The sequence below is a fragment of the Clostridium sp. C1 genome (genome assembly GCF_018223625.1).
In the GTDB taxonomy this organism is placed as follows: domain Bacteria; phylum Bacillota_I; class Bacilli_A; order Erysipelotrichales; family Coprobacillaceae; genus Allocoprobacillus.
In genome coordinates this window covers 2,571,291-2,590,354 of sequence record NZ_CP073631.1, presented here as the reverse complement: position 1 = coordinate 2,590,354, position 19,064 = coordinate 2,571,291, and the positions used below count along the sequence as shown (strand labels likewise).

Annotated in this window: 21 protein-coding genes; 9 read left to right on the top strand and 12 right to left on the bottom strand. The window is 31.1% G+C overall.

The genetic code is table 11. The features are described 5' to 3' along the window. Positions 1-15: 15 nt before the first annotated feature. The 5 genes from KEC48_RS13870 to ftsE form a co-directional block, all read right to left on the bottom strand. Positions 16-417, bottom strand: a complete 402-nt coding sequence (locus KEC48_RS13870) for a hypothetical protein (protein WP_211963069.1) — start codon at positions 415-417, stop codon at positions 16-18. A gap of 68 nt (positions 418-485) precedes the next feature. Next, positions 486-1,043 carry a CDP-alcohol phosphatidyltransferase family protein gene (locus KEC48_RS13865; RefSeq protein ID WP_205090244.1) on the bottom strand — a complete coding sequence of 186 codons (558 nt, stop codon included), beginning with the start codon at positions 1,041-1,043 and terminating at the stop codon, positions 486-488. 67 nt (positions 1,044-1,110) lie between these two features. After that, entirely contained in the window at positions 1,111-1,611 is a 501-nt protein-coding gene (locus tag KEC48_RS13860) for an AAA family ATPase (RefSeq protein WP_211963067.1), read from the bottom strand. Between the two features lie 39 nt (positions 1,612-1,650). Next, the gene (ftsX, locus tag KEC48_RS13855) at positions 1,651-2,556 is read right to left on the bottom strand and encodes a permease-like cell division protein FtsX (RefSeq protein ID WP_211963066.1); all 906 of its coding nucleotides are present in this window, start codon (positions 2,554-2,556) and stop codon (positions 1,651-1,653) included. Further along, positions 2,543-3,235: a cell division ATP-binding protein FtsE gene (ftsE, locus tag KEC48_RS13850; protein ID WP_087358327.1), complete on the bottom strand. Its 693-nt coding sequence runs from the start codon at positions 3,233-3,235 to the stop codon at positions 2,543-2,545. The genes ftsX and ftsE overlap by 14 nt, the downstream gene beginning before the upstream one ends. Positions 3,236-3,386: 151 nt before the next feature. Between ftsE and KEC48_RS13845 the strand changes: the two genes are divergently transcribed. From KEC48_RS13845 to KEC48_RS13825, 5 genes are all read left to right on the top strand, one after another. Beyond that, positions 3,387-3,578, top strand: coding sequence for a hypothetical protein (locus KEC48_RS13845; RefSeq protein WP_087358325.1), 192 nt, complete (start codon positions 3,387-3,389; stop codon positions 3,576-3,578). Between the two features lie 77 nt (positions 3,579-3,655). After that, positions 3,656-5,482 carry an asparagine synthase (glutamine-hydrolyzing) gene (asnB, locus tag KEC48_RS13840; RefSeq protein WP_211963065.1) on the top strand — a complete coding sequence of 609 codons (1,827 nt, stop codon included), beginning with the start codon at positions 3,656-3,658 and terminating at the stop codon, positions 5,480-5,482. Positions 5,483-5,568: 86 nt separating this feature from the next. Continuing rightward, positions 5,569-6,075, top strand: coding sequence for a hypothetical protein (locus tag KEC48_RS13835; protein ID WP_211963063.1), 507 nt, complete (start codon positions 5,569-5,571; stop codon positions 6,073-6,075). Positions 6,076-6,095: 20 nt separating this feature from the next. Beyond that, complete coding sequence (locus KEC48_RS13830) at positions 6,096-6,554, top strand: hypothetical protein (protein WP_211963061.1); 459 nt, start codon at positions 6,096-6,098, stop codon at positions 6,552-6,554. A 150-nt stretch (positions 6,555-6,704) separates the two neighbouring features. Continuing rightward, positions 6,705-7,061: a hypothetical protein gene (locus tag KEC48_RS13825; protein WP_211963059.1), complete on the top strand. Its 357-nt coding sequence runs from the start codon at positions 6,705-6,707 to the stop codon at positions 7,059-7,061. Positions 7,062-7,215: 154 nt separating this feature from the next. Here the strand turns inward: KEC48_RS13825 and KEC48_RS13820 are convergent, their stop codons facing one another. Continuing rightward, positions 7,216-8,259 carry a transposase gene (locus tag KEC48_RS13820; RefSeq protein WP_211963057.1) on the bottom strand — a complete coding sequence of 348 codons (1,044 nt, stop codon included), beginning with the start codon at positions 8,257-8,259 and terminating at the stop codon, positions 7,216-7,218. Positions 8,260-8,441: 182 nt separating this feature from the next. On the opposite strand from KEC48_RS13820, the gene KEC48_RS13815 reads away from it, so the two are divergent. The 3 genes from KEC48_RS13815 (at position 8,442) to KEC48_RS13805 (ending at position 9,942) form a co-directional block, all read left to right on the top strand. Beyond that, positions 8,442-8,723: a hypothetical protein gene (locus tag KEC48_RS13815; protein WP_087298203.1), complete on the top strand. Its 282-nt coding sequence runs from the start codon at positions 8,442-8,444 to the stop codon at positions 8,721-8,723. 257 nt (positions 8,724-8,980) lie between these two features. Then, complete coding sequence (locus tag KEC48_RS13810) at positions 8,981-9,304, top strand: hypothetical protein (RefSeq protein ID WP_211963055.1); 324 nt, start codon at positions 8,981-8,983, stop codon at positions 9,302-9,304. Next, complete coding sequence (locus KEC48_RS13805) at positions 9,301-9,942, top strand: LytTR family DNA-binding domain-containing protein (protein ID WP_211963053.1); 642 nt, start codon at positions 9,301-9,303, stop codon at positions 9,940-9,942. Before KEC48_RS13810 ends, KEC48_RS13805 begins: the two co-directional genes overlap by 4 nt. 39 nt (positions 9,943-9,981) lie before the next feature. On the opposite strand, the gene dusB is transcribed toward KEC48_RS13805, so the two are convergent. Beyond that, entirely contained in the window at positions 9,982-10,983 is a 1,002-nt protein-coding gene (gene dusB, locus KEC48_RS13800) for a tRNA dihydrouridine synthase DusB (protein WP_211963051.1), read from the bottom strand. Between the two features lie 252 nt (positions 10,984-11,235). On the opposite strand from dusB, the gene KEC48_RS13795 reads away from it, so the two are divergent. Further along, positions 11,236-11,796, top strand: coding sequence for a biotin transporter BioY (locus KEC48_RS13795; RefSeq protein ID WP_211963049.1), 561 nt, complete (start codon positions 11,236-11,238; stop codon positions 11,794-11,796). A gap of 165 nt (positions 11,797-11,961) precedes the next feature. Here KEC48_RS13795 and hslO read toward each other — a convergent pair whose 3' ends face one another. The 5 genes from hslO to KEC48_RS13770 form a co-directional block, all read right to left on the bottom strand. Then, on the bottom strand, positions 11,962-12,834 hold the full coding sequence (gene hslO / locus KEC48_RS13790) for an Hsp33 family molecular chaperone HslO (RefSeq protein ID WP_211963047.1): 873 nt from the start codon (positions 12,832-12,834) through the stop codon (positions 11,962-11,964). 130 nt (positions 12,835-12,964) lie between these two features. Then, entirely contained in the window at positions 12,965-14,923 is a 1,959-nt protein-coding gene (gene ftsH, locus KEC48_RS13785) for an ATP-dependent zinc metalloprotease FtsH (protein ID WP_087358303.1), read from the bottom strand. 15 nt (positions 14,924-14,938) lie between these two features. After that, positions 14,939-15,469: a hypoxanthine phosphoribosyltransferase gene (gene hpt, locus KEC48_RS13780; RefSeq protein ID WP_211963045.1), complete on the bottom strand. Its 531-nt coding sequence runs from the start codon at positions 15,467-15,469 to the stop codon at positions 14,939-14,941. Positions 15,470-15,497: 28 nt separating this feature from the next. Then, positions 15,498-16,733: a tRNA lysidine(34) synthetase TilS gene (tilS, locus tag KEC48_RS13775; RefSeq protein ID WP_211963043.1), complete on the bottom strand. Its 1,236-nt coding sequence runs from the start codon at positions 16,731-16,733 to the stop codon at positions 15,498-15,500. 70 nt (positions 16,734-16,803) lie between these two features. Further along, complete coding sequence (locus KEC48_RS13770) at positions 16,804-18,990, bottom strand: PP2C family protein-serine/threonine phosphatase (RefSeq protein WP_211963041.1); 2,187 nt, start codon at positions 18,988-18,990, stop codon at positions 16,804-16,806. Positions 18,991-19,064 lie beyond the last annotated feature (74 nt).

Sequence of the window (19,064 nt, the reverse complement as noted above, 5' to 3'; positions counted from 1 at the left end):
ATATTTTAACATCCCTTATTTACGAACTTTGTCACTATCAAGCACTGAATGACAAAAGCGAAGCAACCCTCTTAAATCTACTGGTTCTCTCCCTTTTTGTGAATAAACAATAACTTCTAAACGATTGTATTCAAAACGATTAGAGTGAATAATACTATTAATATCACGTCGTAATTCTGATGGTATAGCAACCATCAAGTTTTCAGACATTTTCCTAAGTAAAATACAAAGTGTAGCCAGTGACAATTCTAAATCCAAAATAGCTTTGGTACGATCATGTGTCAAAATATAAGAATCAAAAATCCCTTTTTTATTATCAATCTGATTAAACCTATTTAAAATCATCTCTACTCCAACTACATTATCTTCCAAAGCTTCCATATAACATAAACGTTTTAATTCTCTTTTATTTCCCATAATATATCACCTGTTTTTATTATACCGAATTCATAAAAGAAAACATAGAAAAAAGGCTATAAAAGCCTTTAATTTTCACGATATAAACGATATAAACCATGTCCATAATAAATCATCGCAATAATCATTAAAATAAGCGTTGAATAAATCAAAATTGATGAAATCATGGTTCCAGGAATATAAAAAGCAACCAGAATAATAGACACAATAAAGAATACAGCTGTTGCAACCTTACCCGGCATTTGAGCTTGAGAAAGATGTTTATCTTTTTTACGATAAATATAATATCCCACAAACAACAACATACCATCTTTCAAGACAATAATCGCAACCAGCCATGCATAGGCTGGATAAGTATACATCAATGTACATGCCACTACAAACTGTGTCAATTTATCAGCCACAGGGTCAATCAGCTTACCGAGTTCTGTAATCATATGACATTTTCTGGCAATGAATCCATCAAAAAAATCACTTAAACTTGATAGTACCAAGATAATTGCCGCTACAAAATGCCCCTCATCCGATTGTAAATCAAAATATGCCCATAAAAATACGGGTACGAGTAATATACGAAAATAACATAATATATTTGGAATACTAAAAATTTCTTTCTTTGTAAACATCATATGTCCCTGCCTTTATATATTCCCTATTATAAGGAAAATAGATAATGAAGTCAAACGTATGTTGTTATTGAATATAATCAAGAATATATTCAACAATCTCTTTTGGACTTAAAAAAGAAATATCAATCTTATATGTCAAAAGATCATGATAATGTCCCATACGTTCTAAACTTCTTTCAATAACACTCTCATCTCTTATTTTTAAATCAATATCTTTTTGAAGATGTTGTCTTAATGTGTCTTCATTACAAAGAAGTGAGATAGAATAAACCTGACACTGAGAAGTATCCAGCCTTTGACAAATCTCATCAATAATACTTTGATCATGTAATACCCAACAAAAAATAATATTTTCAATAACTGAACAATGAATAAAAGACTGTAATTGATAAACAATATTATCCATAACCATCTTTTTTGTTTCATCATTAACAATGAATGGATGCATATCCCAGCACCAGTCCCCATCTAACATCACACTATGGTGCAATTCTTTTTTCAATAAATGACTCACTGTTGTTTTTCCAACACCCATTGTTCCACCAATCATGATTAATTTTTTCATCATAACCTCCAAAAAAGGCCTTAGGATTTCACCTAAAGCCTAGAATTTCAAGAACTTTCTTACCGAAACAAAACTTCCAATTAAACCAACACCACAACCTAATGCAATCATGATACCAGCACATTGCCAAATAAATGGAAATGGTTCACGCATAGATACCATTGCTGGTAAAAAATCAGCTGCTCCACTATAAATCCAATTATACCCAAAATAAACAACCAGAATAGGAATAATGGCACCTAATAAACCAATAAAGACACCTTCTAGCATATATGGCAAACGAATGTACCAGTTACTAGCTCCTACCATACGCATAATACTGATTTCTGTCTGTCTTGATGTAATTGTAATTTTAATTGTATTGGCAATCATAAATAAAGCGACTACTGTTAAACCAACAACAAATACAGCTCCCCCATTACGAATAGTTTCCAGACTATTCACTAAAGAATTTGTAGATGCCCCTCCAGAAGTCGCATCATTGACATGGTCTAAGGCACTAATCTTATCAGCCACAGTATCAATTTCCTTAGCATCTTTGACTTCTACAACATAAGCTGCTCCTAATGGATTATTTTCACGATAAGTTTCAAATAATTTCTTTCCATCTTCATCCTGCATTTCTATCATTTTATCCAATTCATTTTCCTTAGAAGAAAAAGTTGCTTTCTTGACACCATCAATCTTTTCAATCTCTGGTAAAATCTCTTGGGCTTCTTTATCACTAATTTCACGATCCATCTTGACATAAATCGTTAAACTATCTTCAATGCTATAAGTCATATCTTGTACATTAATCGCAATCACACCAATGACTGCAATCAACAATAAAGTAATCGTTACAGCAAAAATAGAAGATGCAGACATCACACCATTACGCCAAATATTCTGAAATGCTGTTTTACAATGTTTTGGAAAGTTTTTTATACAACTAATGAACTCCATCAACATAACCTCCTGCACTTGTATCTGTTTTAATACATCCATCTTCAATCAAAATGGTTCTCTTTTTATGCTTTTGAACAATTTCTTTATCATGTGTCACAACTAAAATAGTTGTATGATTCACTTCATTAATTCTCTCTAATAATTCAATAATTTCATTTGAAGTATCAGGATCAAGGTTTCCTGTTGGTTCATCAGCAATCAAAACTTTAGGACTATTGACTATCGCTCTAGCAATAGCGACACGTTGTTGTTGACCACCAGATAATTCATGAGGAAAAGCATTGGCTTTATCTTCCAAACCAACTAATTCTAATGTTCTACGTACTTTTTTTCTAATTTGGATTTTAGGTGTATCTGTGACTTCCAATGTAAAAGCAACGTTTTCAAAAACAGTTTTCTTAGGTAATAATCTAAAGTTTTGAAAAACAACACCAATATTTCTTCTAAAATAAGGAACTTTTCTATCCTTAATCTTAGAAACATCCTGCCCTGCAACAATGACCTTTCCTGAACTGGCTTTTTCTTCACGATATAACAACTTAATAAATGTTGATTTTCCAGCTCCCGTAGGCCCTATAACATAAACAAATTCTCCTTCACCAATATCGACATTCATATTATTAACAGCTCTTACGCCGGTTTTATAAACTTTTGTTACATTTTCAAGTTTAATCATTCTATCACACTCCTCGACATATTATAACATATATTTTGATGAATAAAATGGGAAATAATGGTTTTCTTGTAAAATCATTATTATTCGTTTTTTTGTTTTTCTTTGTTTTCTTTTTCATTTTTTGTATAATAATATTAAAGAGGTGGTATACATGAGAAAATGTCCAAGATGTCATGATGAAATGAAAGAAAACTGTTATATTAAAGATACGGCTCAACCAATCAGTGATTTTACATTGATTGAAAAAAATGAAAATCTTAAGAAAAAAGAATATTCTCTTAAGGCTGCTTTATGTAAAAAATGTGGGTATGTTGAATTATATGTTGATGTGAAAGAGGATTAACTCCTCTTTTTCTTTACTTTTTTATTTGTTTATACAAAAAAGCGTGATATAATGCTTTCACGAAGGATGTGATGAGAATGTGTGGAATTGTTGGATTTGCGCCAACCAATGAAAATGCCAGTCAAATATTAAAAAAGATGATGAATCGTATTGCTCATAGAGGTCCTGATGGTGAAGGACAGTTTATTGATGATTATGTTGCTTTAGGTCATCGTCGTTTATCTATTATTGATTTAGCTGGTGGACAGCAACCCATGAAATCAAATAACTTAGTAATTGTTTTTAATGGGGAAATATATAATTATTTAGAATTAAAAAAAGATTTAGAAAATAAAGGACATGTCTTTTTAACACATAGTGATACGGAAGTTATTTTACATGGATTTCAAGAATATCGATATGATGTTGTGAATTATTTAAGAGGAATGTTTGCTTTTGCATTGTATGATACAGATACACATGAATTATTTTGTGCCAGAGATCATTTTGGAATCAAGCCTTTCTATTATTATGATGATCCTCAACATTTCTTATTTGCCAGTGAAATTAAGGGATTTTTAGATCATCCAGATTTTCATAAAGAATTAAATACAGATGTTTTAGATATTTATTTAAAAATGAATTATGTGGCTGGCGAACAAACTTTCTTTAAAAATGTAAAACAATTATTACCTGGTCATTATCTTATCTATAAAAATCAATCAATTGAAATCAAACGCTATTATTCTATAGCTTTTAAAGATCAATATAAAACAGATCAGGAAATGATTCAAGCTATTGATCAGATTATGAAAGATTCTATCAAACATCATTTAATCGCTGATGTTGAAGTTGGTTCTTTTTTAAGTAGTGGAATTGATTCATCATATCTTGTTTCATTAGCTAGACCTCAACATACTTATACAGTCGGATATAACGATGAAAGATATAATGAAATCAATTATGCGAAAGATTTAACACAACAGTTAGGTATTGAAAACAAAAGTAAGATTATTACAAAAGAAGAATATTTAGAAGTCTTACCAAAGATTATGTATCATTTAGATGAACCTACAGCCGATCCTGCAGCTGTTGCTTTATACTTTGTCAGCCAACTTGCCAGTCAAGATGTCAAAGTTGTATTATCTGGTGAAGGGGCTGATGAATTCTTTGGTGGTTACAATACTTATAGAGGCGATATTGATAGTGGTATCTATGGTAAATTGCCATTCTTTATCAGACATGCAATCGCATCTCTTTGTAAGCATTTGCCTACTTTTAAGGGAGTTCCATTTTTAATTAGAAATGGTGAACGTATTGAAGATTATTATGTCGGTGTCAATCCTGTTTTCTCTGATAATGATTGTAAACATTTATTAAGAGATATAAGTCATTTACATAGTCATCAGGATATTGTTGGAAATGTTTTTGAAAATGTTAAAAAAGCCACAAATATTCAAAAAAGACAAGCTTTTGATTTACAGACATGGTTTATTAAAGATATTTTACAAAAAGGTGACAAAATGACAATGGCACACTCTATCGAAAGTCGTGTTCCTTTCACTGATAAAGAAGTCTTCCAAGTTGCCAGTCAATTAAAAGATAATCAAAAAGTCACAAAGGAAAATACAAAAGTCTTATTAAGACAAGCCGCTAAAAAAGCCATCCCTAATGAAGCCTATAAGAAAAAGAAATTAGGTTTCCCTGTTCCATTACGTGAATGGATGCGTGAAGATGATCTTTATCAAAAAGTCTATGATGGTTTACAGACACCTATTATTAAACAGCTTTTTGATGATCAAAAATTACTTTCTATGTTAGAAGATCATAAAAATCATAAACATGACTATTATAAAAAAATATGGACTGTTTATTGTTTCTCATTATGGCATCAAGTATTCTTTGCTGAAGAATATAAGCACTAGATCCTAAGTCTAGTGTTTTTTTGCTTTAAGAAATAATTGTAGATTCATCATCTTATATATAGTAAAATAAATAGTGAAAGCGAGGAATGACAATGACTTTATATGATCTTTATTTAGATAATCAAGTAGAAGGTTATCTAGTTTTTAAAACATTAGCCAAACAAAAAGTGATAGAAATGACTAATTATCAGTATCATAAGAAACTGAAAATATCTAAAGAGGACCTTCAACCAAAAGGAAGTTGCTTATCATTTCCATTACAAAATAACTTTGAAGATGTCATTCATATTCTTGAATCACATACAGGTGACTCAAAAATTATGAACCCTACTTTTCATACAAGTGTAAGAAGACCTGTTGAAATGTTTCATTTATACACACGTATTCCGATGATCCTCTTTGGAACAACACAAACAAATCAATCTTTTATTATGAGAGATAATATTAGAAATTCACAGACTGTATTGGATATTTATTTTCAAAATGGTGAATCTTATTATTATATGGACAACCAAGTTTATGAACTCAAAGAAAAGAATTTATTTTCTAAATACTATAAAGATTTTGATTTAAACAAGCAAGACATGATGTAAACAAAAAAGGTATGGTTGAAATGAAACAAATAGATACATATTCCTATCAATGTGGAGTGATTGATTGTTTTAACGAAATGGTAAAAGCTGGTATGAAACATATAGCTTTAGCTCATCCCTGTACAACAAAAGAGAATAGAGATAGTTATATTCCTTTTGTCAATGCTATAACAAATAAATATCAGACACATTATTACTTAGATGATGATCCTTTAATTACTGATTTATTTCCTTATTCACTTAATCGTAATACTTATAATATTATCTTTTATAAAGAAAAGAAATATATAGAAGAATATATTGCTTTAAAAGAACGTAAAAAACAATCTATTTTGAATCATCAATATCATCAATCAAGAATAGAAATTGCTTATGCTTTTGGTCATCTGTTAAGTTACTCTGATTCTATTATTGAACAATATATTCAAACAAACAATGAAAAGGAAGATGATGAAGGAAAAATCATATTCAGTCAATAAAAATGTATATACTGTTTAAAAAAAGGTAAGTGAATCTTATCTTTTCTTTTGATTATAAATCATTTTATGCCATGATGTACGCTTTTCATGCCTCCACACTTTATAAATCAAGGCAAGAAAATATAATAGAAGCATGAGGAGGAGATGTTTATGAATAAAATTATCATTGGAGAAACAATGACAAAAAAGAAGATTTTTAATTATTCGATTGGTTTATCCTTTTTGGGGTTGTTCGCAGGTGCTGGTTTTTTTAATATTTTTCATTTATATTCAGATTTATCATTAACAAACTGTTTTATTCTTTCTTTTCTTATATATATGTTGACGATGTTATTTTTAACTCCTATTCTTGGTTCTAGTGAGATTTTAGAATTTACAGAGAAAAGTGTGAATTACTATCATGTCAAAGGAGCTTTTCAGCAATTTTTTGAAGTTATACGTATTCTTAAAAATAAACCTACTATTCCTAATACTAGTCAATGGAGTCAACTTAGTATATTAGACTAGGTGACTCTTTTTTTATTTCTGTAATTCTTGTGGTATGACTATATGCACTCTTTATTATTATGCAAAAAAAGCGCATAAAGCCCCTGTTGATTTTTTTTCGTTTTTTAAAATTTTATCCCATTAAATTTATGATACAATATAATTGTATTCTTAACTACGGGGATATTGTCATAAGCACTGATTTGTATCGTCTGACTTTTGGATTGTTTCTTCCATCAAGTCTGAAGCGATAGCTTGGTGGTGAAATCATGACTCGTCCCCATCGTTGATAGTGCCTGTTTGGGCGAACAGGCACTTTTATTTTGTCTAGCATCTTCTCTATCTGTTCTATCTTCTTTTTTAGCTGTCTTTTTTTACCATTGATCATTGAAAGCAGAATGTTGACATCATGTATGATTTCATGTAGCTGTGCTATGTTGACAACATACTGTCTATTTGACTCTTTCATTTCAAGTGAACGGTTCAACTCTTTTCTCATGATTCCTGCAATATTATGAAACAGTACCTTTGCATATATATCATTTCGTGCAACATCACCATCACTGCTTATATGCCTTTCTATCTCCTGGCCTGTTTTGAGTGTCTTGTATGAAACTTCGATATCCCATCTATATGTATATAGCTCAATGATTTCCTGAGCAGAGAATTCCTCTCCTAGGTTGGTAAAGAAAATAAGCTCTTTCTGACACGCCTCTCCATGATTGTTGATATATTCAATTCTTCTTTTAATGACCCTGATTTTCATGACTGGATTATTTTCTCTCAATTCCATGGCTTCAGGTGAAAATCGGAATCTCCTTCTCCATTTTTCATCAATTTCCACCTCAATCCATTCATCATCAGATTTCATGAGCGCAACCTGCTTCTTATAGAAATTGCTTTTTCCTCTGATGATATAATGATAATCAATACACTCAAGGTGGGATATGATTTCGGCTGATCCATAATATCTGTCAGCAAGATAAATGACATCCTTTCCCTTGAATATACTTTGACTTCGATAGAGATGAGAAAACGCAAGAGGCAATTCTGAATATGGTGCAGGCCTAAGGGAAAAATCTATAAACAGACCATTAAGGACATCATAGAGTCCTCCGGCCTTGGACTGGACTTTTTTGACATCGAACATGTCAATGATATGTTGATTCTCCACAAAATGAAAATCATAGATATTATAGACATTGTATGGGATTTCCATATAGGTCCCATCTTCTGCAATCAGGAAATATCCTCTATATTTTTTAGGGAGCGACGATGTATAATAGATGGCTGAAAATCGATTGATGAGATATGAAAAACATTTGGATTCAGCTTTCTAATGGCCTTGTTGAGAGCCTGCTTGCTTATTCTCTTCTCAAATCGATCTATGGAAGAATAAAAATGAGAGAGTTCAGCATTGGTTGTGGTTCTGTTTCTGAAGATGAAGTAATAGATGAGCGAATAGAAATTCATATTTCTATTTCTGGTAAAGTCCTGTGTTCTCTTGCGACAGAGTCTGTTTGTGATATCAGAATGAATGATAGCATTAAACTCACTGAAGATAGCAGCCAGCTGAGAAGACTTAACTACATTATTCATCATCATAGACAAGACGAGGCTTTTTCTTGGCGAAAGCAGCCTTCAGAAAAGGAACGGATTCCTCATCAACCTGCCCAAAGTTGATAAGGACACGATGTTTAGGAACGCCAGAAGAATCACGATAGGATTCAACGAGTGCGCAAAAACAGGTATTTTTCTTACCCTTATTATTTTTGATAACTCTAACGAACATAGAAGCACCTTCTTTCTTAACTACATTATACAACAAAAGTAAAGGAAATAAGATAATAAATAGATAATTATACTTAACTACAAGTAAAAAAAGACACTCTTTTATTTCCAAAAAAATAAAAAAGAGCCAACTTACTAAGTTGACTCCATTGCCTACTATTCCTAATACTAGTATAAAAACAGATTATATTTTAAAAGTCAATCTTTCTTATATTTGTCAATTAGCCGGTTGGGCACAAAAAGGTTATATTTTGAAAATGACTTTCTTAATGAAAGATGGTTCAACTTTTACCATTTTTCCTACAAGCATTAACCAGATGGAAAAAGGAGATTATGAAAAAGCATTGCAATTATTGGAAAATCAAAATATTGAAATTATTGATAAACACAATTTAAGACCTGTATTAAATACAAATAGCTACGTATTTCAAAGTTATATTGAATCTCTTGAAAAGGAGAAAACAAAGCCATGAATATTGTTTTACAATGTGATAACCAATATCATCAAATACTTAAAAGATACCTCAATTTACATTTTTCAAAAATCAATTATATACAAGAACATAACTTTCCAAAACAAACAATCTATATAAAGCAAATCTGCTCTATCAAAGACCTTGAACATTTGAAAACACTATCTTCTTATCAGTTAGACTTTGTCTTTTTAATTGAAAATGGAGAATACATGTTTGAACTCCTAGAATATAATCCCCTAACATTTATAAGAGTGACGCATATTGAAAAAGATATATATCATTTCATAGAGATTTTACAATATAAAGAAAAGGGGTTAGGAAATATATTAAACTTTAAATCTGGTCATCAAAATATAAGAATTCATTGTCAAAGAATTGAATATGTGGAATCATATGGACATTATGTATTCATTCATAGTGAAGGAGCTACATTTAAAATCAGAGAAAGAATATCAAATATATTAAAAACACTAAAGCCACTAGGCTTTATACAAATTCATAAATCATACATTATAAATTCATCCGCTATTTACAAAATCACTTCTACACATGTTTATATGAACTCTCATACATGTTTGCCAATTGGTAACAAGTATAAAGCACAATTAAAAAATGAAAGAGAAATGTTTGATTAACAATTTTCTTTCATTTTTATTAAGAAAATAAAATTATACCTATACTACCTTATCAAAAATAGTTTTATCCCCTGTATGTAAATAATAACGATAATTTTCAATAATATCCTCTAGTTCTTGATAAGTATTAATTTTGGATAAATGATTTTTAATAGCACTTGCAGATTTCAATCCTTTCATATACCAAGGTGCATGACCACGCATTTGTCTGATAGCATTCTTTTCTCCTTCAACTTTGAGTAACCTTTTCGCATGTGCAAGACATTGATCAAGTTTTTCATCAATAGTTGGTTCATCTAATAATATACCATGTTCAACATATTGAACCATCTGCTGGATAACCCAAGGATTCCCAAGTGCTGCTCTACCAACCATTACAGCGTCACACCCAGTTTCATCTAACATACGTTTTGCATCTTGTGCTGTTTTGACATCTCCATTACCAATAACTGGGATAGATACTGCTTCTTTGACCTGTCTTATATAATCCCAGTTAGCACGTCCTTCATACATTTGTGAACGGGTTCTCCCATGAACCGCAATCGCACTTGCTCCAGCTTTTTCAATCAACTTAGCAATTTCAACACAATTGATAGAATCAAAATCATATCCAATACGAATTTTTACTGTCACAGGTTTACTGACTGCTTTTACAACATTTTTTACAATATCATAAACTAAATCTGGATACTGCAATAGATAACTTCCTGCATGTGCTTTTAACACTTTCTGAACTGGACATCCCATATTAATATCAATAATATCACAGTTAGAATGTTCATCTACAAACTTGGCAGCTTGTACCATTGAATCAACATCTCCACCAAAGATCTGTATACTGACAGGATGTTCATCTTCATCAATTGTCAACATCTCAATTGTTTTTTGATTACCATAACATAAAGCTTTATCGCTCACCATTTCACTTACAACAAGCCCTGCTCCAAACTCCTTAATAATTTTTCTAAAAGCCACATTAGTAATTCCTGCCATTGGAGCCATAATAATTCTATTTTTAATATCTACATTTCCAATTTTCATAATTTTCACCATAACACAATATAACATACTTTTTTGAAAATACAAAGATAAAAGCTTGATATATTATAAAACAAGGAGGCGATATAAAAACAGCATTCTCATTTATAAAATAATATTTTTCCCTCTCCCATTTTTAATGAAGATTCTTATAGGAATCTTCATTTTTGTTTTATTGTAAAGTAAAATTGAATTTTAAGTTGATAATAAACATAAACTCTGTTATCCTTATGCCTTGTTAAAGGATGGTGTATAATGGAAAATATAAAATCAGTTTCACAAATTCATAAAGTGCAAGATATTGTCTATATAGGTCTGTTTGCAGCTTTTATTGCTATTTGTTCATGGATAGCTATTCCTGCAACAGTTCCCTTTACTTTACAGACAATGGGTATTTTTATAACTGTTGGTTTACTTGGGGGTAAAAGAGGTACAATAGCTATATTCGTTTATATTTTATTAGGAATCATAGGCATCCCTGTCTTTGCTGGTTTTTCTAGTGGACTAGGTGCTATTTTGGGGACAAGTGGTGGCTATATTATTGGTTTTCTATTCTCTGCATTATTTATGTGGTTTATCGAAAGTGTATTTGGAAACCGTCATTTCATTTTTATCATTTCAATGCTTATTGGTTTATTGATTTGTTATAGCTTTGGGACATTCTGGTTTATGATGGTTTATACACAAACAACAGGACCAGTTGCATTATCAGTTGTTTTAGTATGGTGTGTCATTCCATTTATAATTCCTGATCTTATCAAAATTGCTCTTTCTTTTATATGTGTGAACAGAATAAAAAAAATTATAAAAAAATGAATAATACTCAAAAATGAGTCAAACATATATACAGATAACTTACACTTTCCCCTCTATTTTTCCTCCCCATATAAAATAGATGTAAGTTATCGAAGTTATATTCCTAATATTGGTAAACCCCAAAAAAAGAAGGTACTTCCCCTTGTACCTTCTTTTTGTTTCTTATTAATTAAATTCATCTAACAACTCTTTAAGTTCATCTTCACTAAAACTATATTTTGAATTACAGAACTGACATGTCATTTCACAACCATGATCTTCATCAATCATAGCTTGAATTTCATCTTTTCCAACTGTCATCAGTGCATTTTTCATTTTTTCCTTAGAACAGTCACATTCAAAAAATAAATCTTGACTATCTAAAATCTTCACATCTTCAAAAATCATCTGTAGTATTTCTTCTGGTGTATGTCCTTCATTTAATAATGCAGATACTGCAGGGAAATTTCTCATTTTTTCTTCAATATAAGAAATATCTTCATCACTAGCTTCTGGTAAAAGCTGAATAATAAAACCACCACTAGATAAAATCTCATTTGTCGTATCCACAAGAACACCTAATGATACAACTGAAGGAATCTGTTCAGAAACCATAAAATAATAAGAAAAATCTTCACCAATTTCACCTGTTTGAATAGGAACAGTTCCAACAAATGGCTCTTTTAATCCCATATCTTTAATAACCTGCAAAGTTCCTTGATTTCCTACTGCAAGTCCCACACCTAATTTTCCAGTATCTTCATAAGTATAATGAACATGTGGATTACCAACAAATGCCTTGATTTTCCCATCACTGTTAGTACAAGCCATAATTGTTCCAATACTTCCTCCACCATTCATTGTCACAGTCATTTTTTCATGATTTTTATTCATGGCTGCTAACATAAAAGTTGCTGACATAAAACGTCCTAACGTAGCTGAAGCCGTTGGCCACAAATCATGTTTTTGTCTTGCCACTTCCAATAATTGTTTTGTTGTACATGCAAAGACACGACAGTTCTTTGATTCTACTATTCCTCTGACTAAATAATCTTTCATTTTAACCTCCAAATGCAAAATAACTGATTAAAGGTATCACCATACAAGCAATAATAATGATAACCAGTAATTTACTCATTGTACTTCTTTTCATGACTTTCTCCTCTTACAAAAATAAGCACATAAGTGCTTATTTCATTTCATCTAATAAATCATCATCTAAATTAACAGGATCTTTCTTCTCCTCAACTGGAGGCATCTGTTGATGATCATCATGATTATCTTCACCGTTATCTAAAACTAACATATGTCCTGTATTATATAATGATTCAATTTGTTCATTATTTAATGTTTCATGTTCTAATAATGCATCAGCAATCGTAATCAATTTATCTTTTTGTTCATTGATAATTTGACGACATTGGTTATAACATTCATCAATAATCTTACGTACCTGCTGATCAATTTCATAGGCAATCTGTCCAGAATGTGTATTGCTTGTAGAAGAATAATCTCTACCTAAGAACACAGCATCATGTCCAGAATCATATTTAATAGGTCCCAGTTCAGACATTCCTAATTCAGTAACCATCATTCTTGCGATACGTGTAGCCTGTTCAATATCGTTATGAGCTCCTGAAGAAACATCACCAAAGAAAATTTCTTCAGCAACACGCCCACCCATAAATCCAGTAATACTTGCCATTAACTGTGATTTTGTCTGGAAGTATGTTTCTTCTTTAGGTGTCATTAAATTATAACCACCAGCTTGACCTCTTGGAATAATTGTGACTTTTTGAACTTTATTGGCATCTTCCAAAGTCAATCCAATAATCGCATGACCAGCTTCATGATAAGCTACCAATTTTCTTTCTTTTTCAGTATATTTACGTGATTTCTTAGCTGGTCCACCGATGACACGGTCAATCGCTTCATCCACATCATCTAAAGTAATACGTTTATGTCCTAAACGAACAGCTAACAATGCTGCTTCATTTAAAACATTCGCAAGTTCAGCACCAGAGAATCCCGGTGTACGTTGTGCAATGTTTTCAAAATTCACATCATCTGTAAATTTCTTATTACGTGCATGAACACGTAAGATTTCAGCTCTGGCTTTTTTATCTGGATTAGCCACTTGAATTTGTCTATCGAAACGTCCCGGACGAAGCAATGCAGGGTCTAAGACATCAGCACGGTTTGTAGCCGCTAAAATGATAATTCCTTCATTACCACTAAATCCATCCATTTCAACAAGCAACTGGTTCAATGTCTGTTCACGTTCATCGTGTCCACCACCGACACCTGTTCCTCTTTGACGTCCAACTGCATCAATTTCATCAATAAAGATAATACATGGTGCATTCTGTTTTGCTTTCTTGAACATATCACGCACACGTCCAGCACCAACACCAACAAACATTTCTACGAATTCTGAACCAGAAATAGAGTAGAAAGGCACGTTGGCTTCGCCAGCCACTGCTCTTGCCAGTAATGTTTTTCCTGTACCCGGTGGCCCTACAAGTAAGACACCTCGAGGAATTTTTGCACCCATATTTGCAAATTTCTTAGGATTCTTTAAGAAATCTACTAATTCTTTTAATTCTTCTTTTTCTTCATCTGCTCCAGCAACATCTGTAAATCTTGTCTTGCTGTCTTTTTCTAATTTTGCACGAGAATTTCCAAAATCGAAGGCTTTAGCATTGGCTCCACCGCCACCTCCAATACTTCTCATGACAAAGAACATCACACCAATCAATAAAATATATGGTAGTAAGCTAAGCAATGTATCTACCAGCATATTTTCACTCTTGGCATCTCTAATTTGCACTGTGATTCCTTTATCTTCCATTAATTGAATTAAAGAATCTAACTCCTGATCTGTTTGAGGAACATTTGTTTTAAATGTGTAATTAACCTCTTTACCTTCTTCTGTTTTTGTATATTGTCCTTCAACACTTGTCACATAGATTCCCGGCATCACTGACATTTCAGTCACTTTTTCTTCTTCAAGAATCTGTGTAAATTGTGTATAATTGACTTCATTTGTTCTTCCCATATTAAGCAAAGGAACAAGTGAACTTAATAAAATAATGACAAGAATCCAAGGCAATATAGCCTTCATTAAACTTTTATTCTTATTATTCATACAATCTCCTTTTCACTACTGATAACATTCTTCTTTTAAAATACCTACATAAGGCAATTGACGATATTTTTCATTAAAATCCAATCCATATCCAATCACAAAAGCATTTGGAATTTCAAATCCAACATATTTAGCCTCAATTGGATAAGTACGACCTTCTTTTTTATCAAGCATTGTTACAATTTCTACTGATGTTGCTCCACGTTCTTCAAGCATCGCTTTGACAGTCGTTAAAGTTTTTCCTGTATCTAAAATATCTTCAACAAGTAAAATATCTTTTCCTTTGACATCCTGATCCAAATCTTTTTTGATTGTAATCGTACGAGATTCAACACCTTCATAACTGCTGATATCCATATAATCAAAAGTTACATCTATTTCTATATATTTAGATAACTCTGCCAAAAAAGGAACTGATCCTTTTAATAAACCCACTAAAATCACTTCTTTATCATGATAATCATGATTAATCATTGTCGCTAATTCCTGACATTTTTCAGCAATTTGTTGTTGTGTATATAAAATTTCTTTAACATCTTTATGCATACTTCTCCACTCCTTATAATAAGCCTCTCTATTTTATCACAAATACATTTGGTTTTGTAGTCAAATAATCAATGTTTTTTGCAATATGTGGAACCAATACAATCGTTCCTTCCCGATTGACCACAATCGGCCATGTTTTTCTTTTTAAAGCAGGAATTTTCGCATTGATAAATAGACGTGAAACTTTTTTAGTCCCTGAAGAAGTCATAATGCTGTCGCCTTCTTTCATCGTACGAATGGTAATAGGGTAATCTTCTGGAGATAGAAAAACCCCTTCATTGATATGTCCACTATCTAATAAATGGAAATATTCGCAGCCAAAAGGCATATATTCTCGAAATTCATAACTATAACCTTTTGTTTTATCTTTATCAATGATGTAGATATTATCGTATTCTTTTATGAACAGATAATTAACTGGTAGATTCATTTGAATATTTGGTTTGACACTATCTATCTGATGTCTGATTTCTTGAATCAAAGCATAAGAAATCAATTGTGTTGGCATCACATCACGTAGAATTAAATAAAGAAAGATTTCTCTTAACGCTTTAGGAATATAATAATAATATATGATACCATCTGTTTTATATTGTTGGTAATAAGGTTCAACTTTAAACTCTAATTCTTTGATTCTTTGATTATGTTGTTTGGCTTTTTGAATCAGTTCTTCTTTTTGTTTTAAAGTATACTGATTTAAGATAGTATTACGCACACGATCTCTTTCAAAATCAGTTTCAAAATTGGTATAATCATCATGATAAGGGATATTTCTTTCTTGACATCTTTTTAAAATATCTTGTTTATATAAACACATTAAAGGCCTGATAATACGCATATTTTGAACATGTGTTTCCTGTTTAATCCCTAAGTAGTGAACTGTATTATGATGCGATAACTGCATATAAATCGTTTCTATATGATCATCTAAATGATGTCCTAAAATCACACCATCCACTTGATACAAATCATAAATTTCTTTATAGAAATTATATCTTAATGTTCTTGCCTGATTTTGAAAATTGCCCTGATGATAATCCTGTGAATGATATTCTTTATAGTAAAAAGGAATGCCATAAGTGGCACAATAATCACTGACCAGTTCATAATCGAGATAACTGTCATGACGGAAATTATAATTCACATGTGCCACTAATAAATGATAGCCCAGTTTTCTTAATGTATCTAAAAGATACATCGAATCACAACCTCCAGATACACCAATAATATAATATTTTGAACGATCCAATAATTCTAAATTCATGTTATCACTCCATGAAGACATTATATCAAAGAAATTCCAATTCCAAAACAAAAATCCCAATATTTTGGGATTATTGCTTACATAATTTTAAAACCATAATTGTCATGTCATCATTTCGTTGTTCATCATTCGCTAAAGACATCAATAAATGAGCAATATCCTTAGGATGATCATCACCAATCAAATATTCATTTTCTTTCAAGAACTCATAAAAATGTCCAGAAAAACCATCACTCACCATAAAAATTATATCATTCTCTTTTAAAGTCTGTTTTTGAATCACTGTTTCTAAAGGAGAAACAATTCCCATTGGTAAGGTCTTTGATTCAACTTCTATAATCTCATGATCTCTTAAAATATACGTTGGACAAGCCCCATATTTAATAAAAGTTGTCATTCCACTCACCAGATTAATTTCCATCATATCCATGGTTGTAAACATATCATTACGATTCTTTATTTTCAATAAAGCATTAACCGATTGAATTGTATCATCTAATGATATACCATTTTTAATCAACTGTTTCATGACATCTAATGTCAACTTTGAATCATCACTGGCTTTTTGTCCTTGACCCATACCATCACTCAAGGCAAAATAATCATTTTCATTCATTGAAAATATCATATAACTATCCCCACAGGCAATACTTTCTTTGGCACATTGACAGACTCCATATTGTACAAAATAACGTGTATGATGTTTTAATACTAAATATGTATAACCTAACTGATGCATCGGGGTTTTCATAATTTCTACATCCAATGTTTCATTTAAATATGATTCTAAAATAGGAATAAATTCATTTTCAATTTCTTCTTTTGTAATATCATAAATCCCTATTTCCAAATAATAAACAGATTGTGATTCATAATATTTTTTTAAATGAGCTAACTGAAAATGATAACCCTCCATATGTTCATAAATATGTTTTTCTTCAATATGCCCTATTTCCAACTGATGAGAGAATTGATGGAAAACATGATTTAATAAAGAAAACTGATGATACAAATCACTTTTCATGGTTTTATATTCCTCTTGAACTCTTTGTATCTTACGATAGTCTTTACGATATTGATTCACTAAATCCAAATATTTTTCTGGATTCAAACAATACTGATGGATAAAATCTTCATCTGTTTCATTATAATGTTCTTTTAAACCTTTGTTCATGAGTTTAACCAAACGATGTGGCCCATATTTTTTATGAAAACAAGTTGTCTGACTAGAACAATTCTGGCACATATCCTCATAGATATAACCAATATATTCTAAAGAACGATTAGGTGCTGGTGCTCTTGTAAATAAAGCAGTCATTTGTTCAAATAAACGACAAAAAGAATCAACCTGTTTAGATAGCTGTTGTTTAAAAGTCATTTCCTGATAGCTTGAAGAAAGCACTGTCTGATCATGGCGAATAGGTAAAATCAAAAATATAAGTCCACTCACCACAACAATGAAACCATGATAAGTATATTGAAATTCAAGAAAGAAAGGTAAGATAAGATGTGATACAAAATATAAAGAAACAATGGTTGCTTTTTTATGACAGGGAATCATATAGAAAAAGAACAGTGGTAATAAAAAAGATAAGATATCATCTTTGTAACTTAAATCCATCAACAACATCAACATAGAGCCATAAAATAATCCCGGTAATAAATCATCTAAACATTCATGATAGATCATAATTAATATAAAGATACGAATCAAAATCATTGTTGATATATGTGAATAAGGTAATAACCCCATTGTACATATCAAAATAATGACAGTTAAGGATTTCATTCGTTCATGTGTCAACAAATCTGATTCACCATGCATTAATAAAGGAGTCAATGATGTAAAAATAAGGGTATTGATATAAGTAAGGATTGTCAACAATAAAGTAGAAAGCAAATCTATTTGAACATAAGCATAATAAATACCCCCAATAAGTGTTAAAAGATAAGGCACATAGCGTGATTTCATAGATTGAAATAATAAACAGAATTCTAAAATAAGAAACGCTATACCACTAATGAAAAGCAATTCATAAGGAACCTGTAAAACAATGACACCTATCAATATCCCTATAAAATAACTCAATAAAGCAGTATACCCACACATAAAACACACATAAAAAAAAGGGAGTGTAAATAATAATGATGTTGAATAAACATCAACAATAGACATTAAAAAAGATATGAGTGTTATATAAAAGACGAATTGATATTTGATTTTTTTAATACGACTTGGATTGATAATCAGTTCCATTTTTTCCACCTCTAGACTCATTATAGAGGTTTTCATTTAAATTATTTGTCATATTTTCAAGGTCTTGACATAAA